An 11,938-nucleotide genomic window follows, 5' to 3' on the forward strand; every position below is an offset into this window, starting at 1 on the left:
TACACGCAAAGACATGTATGGGCTGGCTCGTCAGGTGTGAGCTTATGCTGATCGGAAGCTGAGGATCTAGATGGAACGCAAGGAAGCGAGGGAGCGCAATGCCGTGAAGGCACGTCAGTCTGCGATCCTCAAGCGTGTCTACCGCGATGGGCGAGCCATGGTTGTCGATCTGGCCGAGTGGCTGGATGCGTCGCGGGAGACGGTGCGGCGTGACCTTACCTCGCTTGCGGAACAAGGCCTGCTGCGCAAGATTCACGGCGGGGCGGTGAGACTGCAATCGGCCCAGGAAGACACGTTCGGATCTCGGCTGGAGCTTAATCGGGACGCAAAATACCGGATCGGAAAGAGGGCTGCCGAACTCTTTGGAGAGGGTGACAGCCTCCTGATCGACTCCGGCTCAACGACCATTCTTTTCGCAGAGGCGCTCGCTGAGAAAAGGGGCATCACCATCTTCACCAACTCGCAGCACGTTGCGCATGCTGCATCCAAACCTCCAGGCGGCAACAGCGTATTTCTTTTAGGGGGGCAATATCACCACGAGGGTGGCGAAACACTAGGCTCAATCACGAACGATCAGATCCAGATGCTTAGCACAGATCATGCTGTCCTGACGGTGGGGGCTGTCGACAGCGGCGGGCGTTTCATGGATTTCGTCGCCGATGCAGCCTATACCGCGCGCGCAATGATGAGCCGGGCAAGGCAAGTCACGGTGCTTGTCGACTCCTCCAAGCTGGATAAAACCGCCCTCGTCCTCGTCTGTGAGTCTCACCAAGTTTCGCGTTTGGTCACGGACGCCTTGCCTCCACCCGCGGTTCTGACCAGCCTGCGGGCCGCAGGGGTTGAGGTCATCGTTGCCGATGCCCCTCCCCCTGGTAAAGCGGACCCTCAAGACTGATCAACATCTGGTCGATCTATGAAAATCCGACGATTTCCTTATGGTACGTTCTGGCTGGGGAGGTCGTACGCGCCCATATGTCCTCCCGCGCTTGGGCCAACACAGGTCAGAGAATACGCCCGCCGACCGGCAGGACCATCAACGTTCCGTGGCCACCACCGTTCCCGAGCGGTTTCGCAGACCTCATCCAGGTATGTGATGTATCTCCGGGCTTGCCCATTGATCGGGTCGATCCCTCTCCCATCTTCCGTCTCTACGACTAACAATTCCGTGCCGACGGTCGGACAATGTAGAGGTAGATCTAATGCACGCGACTTTGCCCTCGGCAAAAGCCCTCGTTCCCTTCGTGAGCGTCGAGAACATGATGCGGCTCGTGCATCACGTCGGGATCGAGCCGTTCCTGAAGCAGTTGAGCGATTATATCGAGCAGGACTTCCGCCGATGGGAATCGTTCGACAAGACCCCTCGCCTGGCCTCCCACTCCCGCGACGGCGTGATCGAGTTGATGCCGACCTCCGACGGCACGAACTACAGCTTCAAATACGTCAATGGCCATCCGAAGAACACCAGGAACGGGTTCCAGACGGTTGCAGCGTTCGGGCTATTGGCGGACGTCCTGAACGGATATCCGATCCTCCTCACCGAAATGACTTTGCTTACGGCATTGCGGACAGCGGCAACATCAGCCATGGCCGCGCGGCATCTTGCACCAAGGAACGCCACCACCATGGCTTTGATCGGAAACGGCGCACAGGCCGAATTCCAAGCGCTTGCCATGAAAGCGGTTGTCGGGATCAACCACGTGCGCCTGTATGACATTGATCCGGCGGCAACGGCGAAGGCAGCGCGGAACCTGGAAGGGAAAGGACTTCAAGTCACAAGCTGCCGCACGGCCGACGCGGCCATCGAAGGTTCGCAGATCATCACGACCTGCACCGCCGACAAGCAGAACGCACAGATCCTCACCGATAACCTGGTCGGCTCCGGCGTCCATATCAACGCAATCGGCGGCGACTGCCCCGGAAAAACCGAGCTGCATCCGGATATCCTGCTTCGCGCCGACACCTATGTGGAATATCCACCACAGACACGGATTGAGGGCGAAATCCAGCAGATGAGCGAGGACTTCCCGGTGACCGAACTCTGGAAGGTCATCGCCGGGCTCGATAGCGGCAGGCGCGATGATCGTCAGATTACCCTGTTCGACAGCGTCGGCTTTGCGATCGAGGACTTCTCGGCGCTACGCTATGTGCGCGATAAACTTTCAGGAACGCCATTCTCGCAGGAACTAGATATCGTTGCCGATCCAGACGACCCGCGCGATCTCTTTGGAATGCTGGAACGGGCGCGCTAAGGATTGGGCGCATCCAAGCAGAAGCTTGATTTCGTGCTGCCTGTCGCGCATCATGCGGTCATGAAGTCCGCAGACTGTACCATCTGAAGCTGCTTCCGCGCAGCGCCGCGAGAAGCTTTCGCCTGACACCGATCTCATCGGCGTCAGAACTGTTCGCGCGCGTCATCGCTTGTGAACGACCGCCGCAACACGACATCATTCAGTGGTACAGATCATGAAGAACTTCTTTGAGAGCCCGTTCAGGGGCATCACGCTTGACCGGCAGGTCACCAACCCCAACATCATCGTTGGCCGTTACAGCTATTATTCCGGCTATTACCATGGCCACAGTTTCGATGACTGTGCCCGTTTTCTCATTCCCGACGAAGGTGCGGACAAGCTCGTTATCGGCAGCTTCTGCTCCATCGGCTCCGGTGCAGCTTTCATCATGGCCGGCAACCAAGGGCATCGCAACGACTGGATCAGCACCTTCCCCTTCTTCTGGATGCCGGAAGTGGAAGCCTTCGCAGGTGCAGAGAACGGATATCGGGCTGCCGGTGACACCGTCATTGGCAACGACGTCTGGATCGGTTCGGAAGCAATCGTCATGCCCGGCGTGCGGATCGGCGACGGGGCCGTGATCGGCACCCGCGCACTGGTGACGCGCAATGTCGAGCCATACACCATCGTCGGCGGCAACCCAGCCAAGCCAATCCGCACCCGGTTCGGAGAAACAGAGGTGGCAATGCTGCTCGAAATGAAATGGTGGGATTGGACGGACGACCAGTTGCACGGCGCGATGCCCATCCTGACCAGTGGCGACGTATCGGCCCTTCATCAATACTGGAGCGACACCATCAACGGGCGGAGCTAACAAGCGGTATGGCTGGTGTGCTCCTTTATCCATACCAAGCGCGGGCAGACCAGCAGATCGATGAAATACATATCGTCCGCCGCTCTTGCCTGTTGTTTCTCCTGGGAGCATCTTGATGCGGTTCGCGCGCGGCTAGCTGTGCTGCGCGCGAATGATCTTATCGCGTGGCAGCTCTGGCAAGCCACGGATCTATCATGAGGACCGCGATGACCTTTCTCGGACTAAGCGCGGAAATGCTGGCTCGCATCCAGTTTGCCTTCACCGTTTCGTTTCACTTCCTCTTCCCCGCCTTCTCGATCGGGACCGCCAGCTACCTCGCCGTCCTGAACGCGCTTTGGCTCTGGAAGCGCGACGAGGCATACCTGAAGCTCTTCGAGTACTGGAAGACGATCTTCGCGGTGACCTTCGCCATGGGCGTCGTCTCCGGGATCGTGATGAGCTACCAGTTCGGCACCAACTGGTCAGCCTTCTCGGACAAGGCAGGTCCAGTCATCGGTCCGCTCATGGGTTACGAGGTACTGACCGCCTTCTTCCTGGAAGCGGGGTTTCTCGGCATTGCGCTGTTCGGTCGCAAGCGCGTCGGGGACGCCGCGCACATGGTGGCGGTGGCGATGGTGGCAATCGGCACGCTGATTTCGGCTACATGGATCACCTCCGCCAATAGCTGGATGCATACGCCGGCAGGCTTCAGCACCGATGCGAATGGCGTGTTCATCCCGGAAGACTGGTGGCAGATCATCTTCAACCCCTCCTTCCCCTACCGCATGGTCCACACGGTGCTGGCTGCCTTTCTGACAACGGCTTTCGCCGTCGGCGCGGTCGGTGCATGGCACCTGCTCAGGGACCGGGAGAACCGGCAGGCGCGGATCATGTTCTCCATGGCGATGTGGATGGCTGCAATTGTCACCCCGATCCAGATCTTTGTCGGCGACCTTCACGGACTGAACACGCTGGAGCATCAACCCGCCAAGGTCGCTGCCATGGAAGGGCACTACGAGACACACACCAATGGTGCCCCGCTGATCCTGTTTGGGATTCCCGACGACGAAGCCGAGACCACGCGTTATGCGGTGGAGGTTCCCAAGCTCGGCTCGCTGATCCTGAAGCACCAGCTGGATGGAGAGATAAAAGGGCTGAAGGAGTGGCCGCGCGACCAGCGTCCACGGGCGTTGATGCCATTCATCACCTTCCGCGTGATGGTGGGCATCGGCTTCCTCATGCTGGGACTTGGGTTATGGTCGCTCTGGGCGCGCTGGAAAGGCACGCTCTACGACAGCCCATGGCTTCAACGCTCTGCAGTCGTCATGGGAGGCTCGGGCTTTGTGGCCGTACTTGCTGGCTGGTACACGACCGAAGTCGGACGCCAGCCCTGGACGGTGTACGGGCACCTTCGGACAGCCGAAAGTCTTTCACCCGTTTCCGCGCCAGCGGTCGGAACGTCGCTCCTCATCTTTATCGCAGTCTACTTCATCGTGTTCGGCATTGGCGTCTATTACCTTCTCAAGCTGATGCGCCGACCGCCGACGCCACTTGATACGCATCGGGAACTCGAAGCCGGACCGATCAGGACCGCCGGGATCACTCCTGGTGCAGCACAGGAGCAGCCGCTCGGAGGCCGTCATGGACATTGATCTTTCCTTCATCTGGGCCGGCATCATTGCCTTCGCTGTCCTCGCCTATGTCGTGCTCGACGGCTTCGATCTCGGGATCGGCATTGTCTTTCCGTTCTTCCGCAAGCGCCGCGACCGCGATGTGATGACGAATTCCATCGCGCCAGTATGGGACGGCAACGAAACCTGGCTGGTGCTTGGCGGCGGCGGGTTGATGGCGGTCTTTCCGCTTGCCTACGCCATCATACTGCCTGCGCTCTACATGCCGATCATACTGATGCTGGTCAGCCTGATCTTCCGGGGTGTCGCCTTCGAATTCCGCTGGCGCACGCACCACGAGTCCCACCTGTGGGATTTTGGCTTCTGGATCGGATCCTCTGTCGCGGCCCTGATGCAGGGCATCGCGCTTGGCGCGCTCGTGCAGGGCATTGCGGTGGAAGGACGGCAGTATGCGGGCGGCTGGTGGGACTGGCTCACGCCGTTCTCGATCCTGACCGGTGTTGCGGTCCTCGTCGGCTACGCTCTTCTCGGCGTCACCTGGCTCAATCTGAAGACCACCGGAGACATCCAGGCGCGCTCGGCAAAGCTTGCGCGGCCGCTAAGCCTGGCGCTTCTGGCGTTGATCGGGATCGTGTCGCTCTGGACGCCGTTCATCAACGAGATGTACTTCGAGCGCTGGTTTGGCTGGCCCACCGCCTTCTTCTCATCCTTCGTGCCGCTGCTGCTCGCCCTCTGCGCGTTGGCGCTCTGGCACGGGCTCACACATGACAAGCACCTGCAGCCATTCCTCGCAGCACTCGGCCTCTTCGTTCTCAGCTTCGCGGGGCTGGGGATCAGCTTCTACCCCTACATGATCCCCGGCGTGCTCACGATCCAGGATGCCGCGGCTCCGGAAAGCTCCCTGAAATTCCTCCTCGTCGGCGCGGTCGTTCTCGTGCCGATAATCCTCGTCTACACCGCCTATGCTTACTGGGTATTCCGCGGGAAGATCGACCCAGAGGAGGGTTATCATTGATGAATGACAACCTCAGGAAGACGTTCTGGTTCATCGGCCTCTGGTTGGCGGGCGTCGGTGCGGCAACCGGCGCCAGCCTCTTTATCCGCATGTTCTTGAGCTAAAGCCCGCCCGAGCAGGCTCTACCGAAGATCACGGACAGCACGCCCGGCCTCTCTTCCGACGCGAGTGGCTTCCTTCTTGAGCCAGCGATCGGCGGACGGGCGGCCATCTCGCCTGATCCGCTGCTCGTATTCGATCCGAAGCCGCTGCTTGCGCTGGAGGAGCCTGCCGCGAAGGCTCTTTTCCTGACTGCTATATCTTCTGGCTCGCGGCTGTTCCTTGGAATTGTTCGGAGCGCTCTGCTGCCGCATCAGTTGATGTTGATGCTGCTGCATGGCAAAGCCCCCGGCGTCGAACGCGGGAGCAGGGCTGGACAGCAAGGCGGAGGCCGCAACCGCAGCGACGATGCGAAGATACATGTTCTTCTCCTTCCCCGTCGGCTCTCGTATGCACGAGCGCGGTCCAGCCTACCATCTCAGTCAGACGCTTGACAGTCTCCCAATATTTGAACGGCTGGCTAGCAAGCCGCGGAGGCCTGTCACGCGGCCTGCCGCTCAATGGTCCATTCGGAGCTGCCGAGCTGGAACTGCGCGAGAAGTTGGTTGAGCGTCGTGCCTTCATGCGCAAGGGTAGCGCTTGCGGCATTCATTTCCTCAACCATTGCGGCATTCTGCTGTGTCGCCTGATCCATGTGGTTGACCGCCGAGTTGATCTGCAGCAGGCCGGCCGACTGTTCCTGAGCGGCCGTTGCGATCGCCTCCATATGCCGCGTGACCAGCTGGACAAGTTCGGTGATTTCGCCGAGGCCCGTGCCCGTGTCGCTGACCAGACGCACACCCTCGCCGACCGCCGCTTCCGAATTACCCACGAGCTCCTTGATTTCCCTGGCCGCCTTTGCCGAACGCTGGGCCAGCTCGCGGACTTCCTGCGCCACCACGGCAAAGCCCTTGCCGGCGTCACCAGCGCGGGCGGCTTCCACTCCTGCGTTGAGCGCAAGAAGGTTAGTCTGGAATGCGATCTCGTCGATCACGCTGATGATCTGGCCGATCTGGCGGGCGGCGTGCTCGATCCGCTCCATGGCGAGCACTGCATTTTCGACGACGGCGCCAGCCTGCCCGGCCTTCGCCTCGGCATCGCGCACGACCTGGCGGGCTTCGGCGGCGCGCTTGGAGGTCGCCGAAACATTGGCGGTAATCTCTTCCAGCGCGGCTGCGGTTTCCTCCAGTGATGCCGCCTGCTGCTCGGTACGGCGGGAAAGATCGTCGGATGCCGACGAGACTTCGCGAGAGCCACCAGCAACGGTCGAGATGGAGATGCCGACACTCTGCAGTGTTTCGCGCAACTGCCGCACTGAAGCGTTGAAGTCTTGGCGCAGGCCCTCGAAATGGCTGTCGAGCGGCTGCTGCAGCTCGCACATCATGTCACCGGCAGCCAGCCGCTTCATGCTTGCCGCGAAGATCTCGGTCGCGCGGACAAGGCGTGCCTCCGCTTCGGCATCTGCCTTTTGTTGCATCGCGATGCGTTCGCGCTCGGCCGCAGCGCGGCGCTCCGCCTCAGCTTCTTCCAGCTCTTTGTTGCGCACGGCCGCCTCCTGGAAGATCTGCACCGCCTGTTCCATCTCGCCAATTTCGTCCTTGCGGCCAGTCGTTACCGGGCCAAAATCGAGATCGCCCGAGGCGAGCCGCCGCATGGCGCCGACCATGCGCCCGATTGGACGCACGACGGTCATCGCCATCAGCCCCGAGAGAGCGAGCGTCATCAGGCCACCCGCGAGGCAGACCACCACAAGGGTCAGGAAATCTCGGTAGGCCGCAGCCGCGGCCGCAAGCGCTTGCTCGCCAATGTCCTTGAGGTTCTGGGACTCGATCTCCTTCAGCGTGTCGATGCGCTTGGTGGTGGCGGCAAACCATGTCTTGCTTTCAAGGCCCTCAAGCGGCGCACCTAGGCCTTTGCCGACGATCTTGTCGCGGAAATCCTCAACCACCGGCGAGACATCGGCGAGCATGCGCTCGTACTGGGCACGCTGGCTTTCGTCCTGGGTGGAGAACGCTGATGCGATCAGTGCCTCCTGCTCACCGGCGAACGATGCGAAAGCACCAAATCGCGCCGGATCAGCCTGACCGGCGATGATGAACGCGTTGCCGAAGGCACGCTCCTGGCCTGCGGCCTCCTTGGCCTGCATCAGGTCGACGTAACCGGACATCAGCAACGCAATCTCGGCATTGGATGTCAGGTTGGACAGCCGGTCCGCCAGGACGATGATCTCCGAGATGGCGGAAGTATAGGTCGTGAAGACGTCCTGGCCGTTCGCGCTAAGCTGGTCGACGGACGCACGCAGAGCGGTGATCCTGGCGAGCTTGTCTTCCAGGCTGCGCCGCGCCGATGAAAGATCCGTATCGACCGCCGCCATGATCGTGTTCATCGCATCGGCAAAGCCGGCCATCGCGCTATCCGACGCCGTTCGCGCCTGGCGAAGCTCCGGTCCGTTCGTTGTTCCCCTTGAAGTCAGGAATCCGGTGGTCAACCCGCGCTCGATCTGCAGGCTGTGAACCACGCCGCCGATCTTCACCATCTCCTGGCTGACCGTAACGATGCTGCTCATGCCGCGGTAGGTCTCAAGGCGCTCGGAACTCTGGGCATAAGCAATATAGCCAGCTGCCAGCATAGGCACGGCGACAGCTGCCCAGAGGCGCTTGCTAACGGAAATATCGACGAGACGCATGAAAGAAACTCCTGGATTCAGGCATCATGCCTTCTGTCGAAGCGGGAACATTCGCATCGCGTCATAAGGGCCCTGCGGCTCTAAATTTTTATAAACGAATATTCCAAAATACGATCTGCAAGATCTAACATCACCATGCGGTTTGTCATGCCCGATCGTGCTGCAGATTGAGCTCCAGACGTGTCGGATCCGCTAGCATCACAGCTGAGGATTTGGACCCGGCGAACGCTCTCCCTTGGTTGACAAGAGCTCCCTTGGTTCTCCATGTTGAGTGGACTCAAGGGAGGGAACAACATGAGTATCACCAGACGGATCTTTGCAGTTGCGGCAGTCGTCGGCGCAGTCGCGATCGGCGCCGGTATTGCAGGCGCACAGGCGCCCAGCTTCTTCAGGATCGGCACGGGCGGAACAGCGGGCACCTATTACCCGATCGGCGGGCTCATCGCGAATGCGATCTCCGGTGCGGGCGACAAGGGTGTTCCCGGCCTGGTTTCGACCGCAGTTGCGTCGAACGGATCGGTCGCCAACATCAACGCGATCCAGAGCGGGTCCATGGAGTCGGGCTTCACCCAGTCCGACGTTGCATATTGGGCGCACAGCGGAACGGGCCTTTACGAAGGCAAGGGCAAAGTCGAGGATCTTCGCCTGATCGCAACGCTCTATCCGGAAACCATCCACCTCGTCGCCCGCAAGGACGCCGGCATCAATTCGGTTGCCGACCTGAAGGGCAAGCGCGTTTCGATCGACGAACCGGGCTCCGGGACTATTGTCGATGCCCGCATCGTTCTTGGCGCTTACGGCCTCACGGAAAACGACATCAAGGCGGAACACCTGAAGCCGGGTCCGGCTGGTGACCGTCTGCGGGATGGCGGACTTGACGCCTATTTCTTCGTTGGAGGCTACCCGACCGGTGCCATCTCCGAACTGGCGACCTCGAGCGGCATCTCGCTGGTGCCGATCAACGGTCCGGAAGTCGAGAAGCTGCTGGAGGAATATACCTTCTTCTCCAAGGACACGGTCCCGGCCGACACCTACAAGGACGTAGGCGAAACCAATACGATCTCGGTGGCCGCCCAGTGGGTCACCAGCGCCAAGCAGTCGGACGAGGTGATCTACAATATCACCAAGACGCTCTGGAACGATGCGACCCGGGCCGCGCTGGATGCCGGCCATGCGAAGGGCAAGTTGATCACCCTGCAGAATGCTACGACCAGCCTCGGCATTCCGCTGCATCCGGGGGCTGAGAAGTTCTACCGGGAAGCCGGCGTACTCAAATAAACGCTGCTGACACACCGATTAGGGATGGGGCGAGCAGATCAAGCTCGCCCCATTGCTCTTAGTACAAGCCGTCTCAGGGGCACCGCAATGACCGAAGATTTGACCAGGACGACGTCCCCTTTGGAGCTGGACGAAGCCAAAGCGCGCGCCCTTGAAGAGAAGTTCGATTCAGAAATTCGTTTCAGGCCGCTCGTACCGTTTGCTGCAAGACTTGTCGGTGCGCTGCTGATCGTGCTGTCGCTCTTCCACTACTATACCGCCGGCTTTGGCCTGTTGTCGGAAGTGCTGCACCGGGGGATCCACCTTTCGTTCGTGCTCGGATTGATCTTCCTTGTCTTTCCGTTCACGCGGCGGGGCTATGGCGAGGCTTCGGCATCGAGCCTGCTTCGCCCACTGGGCATCTCCTTGTTCGACTGGGCGCTGGCGATCGGTGCGGTCGTAGCCGTTATGCACGTACCCTTCATACCGCTGGACGAGCTTGCCTTCCGCGTTGGCAACCCGACCACGACGGATGTCGTGCTGGGAGGCGTGCTCGTGCTCGTGCTTCTGGAAGCGACCCGCCGCTCGGTCGGCTGGCCTTTGCCGATCATCGCCCTCCTGTTCATGATCTACTCGCTTTATGGACCAGCGATGCCTGGCATCCTCGTTCATCCGGGCGCGACCTTCTCGCAGTTGATCAATCACCTCTATCTGACGAGCCAGGGCATCTACGGCATCGCTCTGGGCGTTGTCGCCACCTACGTGTTCCACTTTGTCCTGTTCGGCGTGTTCGCGACCCGTATCGGGCTAGGCCAGCTGTTTCTTGATTGTGCCGCCTGGATCGCCGGCCGATACGCGGGCGGGCCGGCAAAGATATCGATTTTCGGATCAGCCTTGTTTGGCATGATCTCGGGCTCCTCTGTCGCCAATACCGTCACCGTCGGCTCGCTTACCATCCCTGCGATGATCCGGTTGGGCTACAAGCGCACCTTCGCAGCAGCGGTGGAATCGGCATCCTCCACGGGCGGACAGATCACACCTCCGATCATGGGCGCCGCTGCCTTCCTGATGATCGAGTTCCTCAACCTTCCGTACACGACGATCATTCTAGCGGCGATCGTGCCGGCCTTCATGCACTTCTTCGGCGTCCTGGTTCAGGTGCATTTCGAGGCAAAACGTGACGGCCTTCGCGGCATGACAGACGAGGAGATGCCCGACCTGAAGGAAGCCTTCCGGCGCGACTGGCCAACCGTAATCCCGCTCGTCGTGCTGATCGCCATTCTGCTGTCCGGTTATACACCCTATTTCGCAGCATTTTGGGGAATTACGCTGTGTATCGCCGTCGGGCTCCTCAATCCGCGCCGGCGGATGTCGATTACCGAGGTTCTGGAGGGCCTTCGGGATGGCGCGAAATACGCGCTTGCGGTCGGCGCGGCCGCGGCCACCGTCGGCATCATCGTTGGCGTGGTGACCCTCACGGGTGTCGGCTTCAAGATCTCCTATATCGTTACCACGACCGCCGCCGAAATGGCGACTTGGGTGGGCACGGTTGTTCCGGCGGCCTGGTTTGGACGGCAGACTCTGACTCTGCTGTTCACACTGATCATGACGGGTGTGGTCTGCATCCTGATGGGTTGCGGCATTCCCACGACTGCCAACTACATTATCATGGCGACGATTGCGGCACCCACGCTTGGCATGCTGGGCGTCGAGCCTATCGTGGCGCACTTCTTCGTCTTCTATTACGGCGTCCTTGCCGATATTACCCCACCGGTAGCGCTTGCCGCCTATGCTGCAGCAGGCATGGCCGGCGCTGACCCGTTCAAGACCGGTAATACTGCATTCCGGCTCGGCCTCGGAAAGGTGCTTGTACCGTTTGTCTTCGTCTTCTCGCCGTCGCTGCTGCTCGTTACGGCTGATTTCTCATGGAGCAATTTTACCGTAGCCTTCCTCGGCTGCGTTGCAGGAATAACGTGCCTGGGTGCGGCGCTTTCCGGGTTCCTCCTGGTCAGGACGCTGAAGTGGGAACGCTTGTTGCTGACGTTGGCAGCAATCCTTCTCGTCGTGCCCGAACTCATCTCGTCGCTGGTCGGAGCCGCATTCATACTTCCGGTGCTTTTGCGCCAGTACAGGTCCCTCAAGGCGACGCCGGCTGCCGCCTGAGGCTCGGGTTGCCGCCCCGGGTCAACT

The 11,938-nt window shown here is 60.5% G+C and carries 9 protein-coding genes; 7 read left to right on the forward strand and 2 right to left on the reverse strand.

Going from position 1 to position 11,938, the window contains the following annotated elements:
- Nucleotides 1–70: 70 nt before the first annotated feature.
- From CYG48_RS17615 to cydB, 5 genes are all read left to right on the forward strand, one after another.
- Entirely contained in the window at nucleotides 71–895 is an 825-nt protein-coding gene (locus CYG48_RS17615) for a DeoR/GlpR family DNA-binding transcription regulator (protein ID WP_118851889.1), read from the forward strand.
- Nucleotides 896–1,199: 304 nt separating this feature from the next.
- Nucleotides 1,200–2,249, forward strand: coding sequence for an ornithine cyclodeaminase (locus tag CYG48_RS17620; protein ID WP_118851890.1), 1,050 nt, complete (start codon nucleotides 1,200–1,202; stop codon nucleotides 2,247–2,249).
- Between the two features lie 214 nt (nucleotides 2,250–2,463).
- Nucleotides 2,464–3,102: a type B chloramphenicol O-acetyltransferase gene (catB, locus tag CYG48_RS17625; protein WP_118851891.1), complete on the forward strand. Its 639-nt coding sequence runs from the start codon at nucleotides 2,464–2,466 to the stop codon at nucleotides 3,100–3,102.
- A gap of 206 nt (nucleotides 3,103–3,308) precedes the next feature.
- Complete coding sequence (locus CYG48_RS17630) at nucleotides 3,309–4,733, forward strand: cytochrome ubiquinol oxidase subunit I (protein ID WP_118851892.1); 1,425 nt, start codon at nucleotides 3,309–3,311, stop codon at nucleotides 4,731–4,733.
- Nucleotides 4,723–5,727, forward strand: a complete 1,005-nt coding sequence (cydB, locus tag CYG48_RS17635) for a cytochrome d ubiquinol oxidase subunit II (protein ID WP_118851893.1) — start codon at nucleotides 4,723–4,725, stop codon at nucleotides 5,725–5,727. Before CYG48_RS17630 ends, cydB begins: the two co-directional genes overlap by 11 nt.
- 122 nt (nucleotides 5,728–5,849) lie before the next feature.
- Here cydB and CYG48_RS17645 read toward each other — a convergent pair whose 3' ends face one another.
- Both CYG48_RS17645 and CYG48_RS17650 read right to left on the reverse strand, forming a co-directional pair.
- A complete protein-coding gene (locus CYG48_RS17645; protein WP_118851895.1) occupies nucleotides 5,850–6,188 on the reverse strand; it encodes a hypothetical protein in 339 nt (112 codons plus the stop codon).
- Between the two features lie 119 nt (nucleotides 6,189–6,307).
- Nucleotides 6,308–8,491 (reverse strand): methyl-accepting chemotaxis protein, encoded by a 2,184-nt coding sequence (locus tag CYG48_RS17650; protein ID WP_118851896.1) that lies wholly within the window; start codon nucleotides 8,489–8,491, stop codon nucleotides 6,308–6,310.
- Nucleotides 8,492–8,785: 294 nt separating this feature from the next.
- Here CYG48_RS17650 and CYG48_RS17655 point away from each other — a divergent pair, with 294 nt between their 5' ends.
- Nucleotides 8,786–9,769 (forward strand): TAXI family TRAP transporter solute-binding subunit, encoded by a 984-nt coding sequence (locus tag CYG48_RS17655; protein WP_118851897.1) that lies wholly within the window; start codon nucleotides 8,786–8,788, stop codon nucleotides 9,767–9,769.
- 87 nt (nucleotides 9,770–9,856) lie between these two features.
- Nucleotides 9,857–11,911, forward strand: a complete 2,055-nt coding sequence (locus CYG48_RS17660; protein WP_118851898.1) for a TRAP transporter permease — start codon at nucleotides 9,857–9,859, stop codon at nucleotides 11,909–11,911.
- The last annotated feature ends 27 nt before the right edge of the window (nucleotides 11,912–11,938 follow it).

The sequence above is a fragment of the Neorhizobium sp. SOG26 genome, from assembly GCF_003491345.1.
Classification (GTDB): domain Bacteria; phylum Pseudomonadota; class Alphaproteobacteria; order Rhizobiales; family Rhizobiaceae; genus Neorhizobium; species Neorhizobium turbinariae.

Coding starts and splice junctions, on each gene's coding strand:
- CYG48_RS17615 (WP_118851889.1), top strand. CDS start 71: ATGGAACGCAAGGAAGCGAGGGAGCGCAATGCCGTGAAGGCACGTCAG.
- CYG48_RS17620 (WP_118851890.1), top strand. CDS start 1,200: ATGCACGCGACTTTGCCCTCGGCAAAAGCCCTCGTTCCCTTCGTGAGC.
- catB (WP_118851891.1), top strand. CDS start 2,464: ATGAAGAACTTCTTTGAGAGCCCGTTCAGGGGCATCACGCTTGACCGG.
- CYG48_RS17630 (WP_118851892.1), top strand. CDS start 3,309: ATGACCTTTCTCGGACTAAGCGCGGAAATGCTGGCTCGCATCCAGTTT.
- cydB (WP_118851893.1), top strand. CDS start 4,723: ATGGACATTGATCTTTCCTTCATCTGGGCCGGCATCATTGCCTTCGCT.
- CYG48_RS17645 (WP_118851895.1), bottom strand. CDS start 6,188: ATGTATCTTCGCATCGTCGCTGCGGTTGCGGCCTCCGCCTTGCTGTCC.
- CYG48_RS17650 (WP_118851896.1), bottom strand. CDS start 8,491: ATGCGTCTCGTCGATATTTCCGTTAGCAAGCGCCTCTGGGCAGCTGTC.
- CYG48_RS17655 (WP_118851897.1), top strand. CDS start 8,786: ATGAGTATCACCAGACGGATCTTTGCAGTTGCGGCAGTCGTCGGCGCA.
- CYG48_RS17660 (WP_118851898.1), top strand. CDS start 9,857: ATGACCGAAGATTTGACCAGGACGACGTCCCCTTTGGAGCTGGACGAA.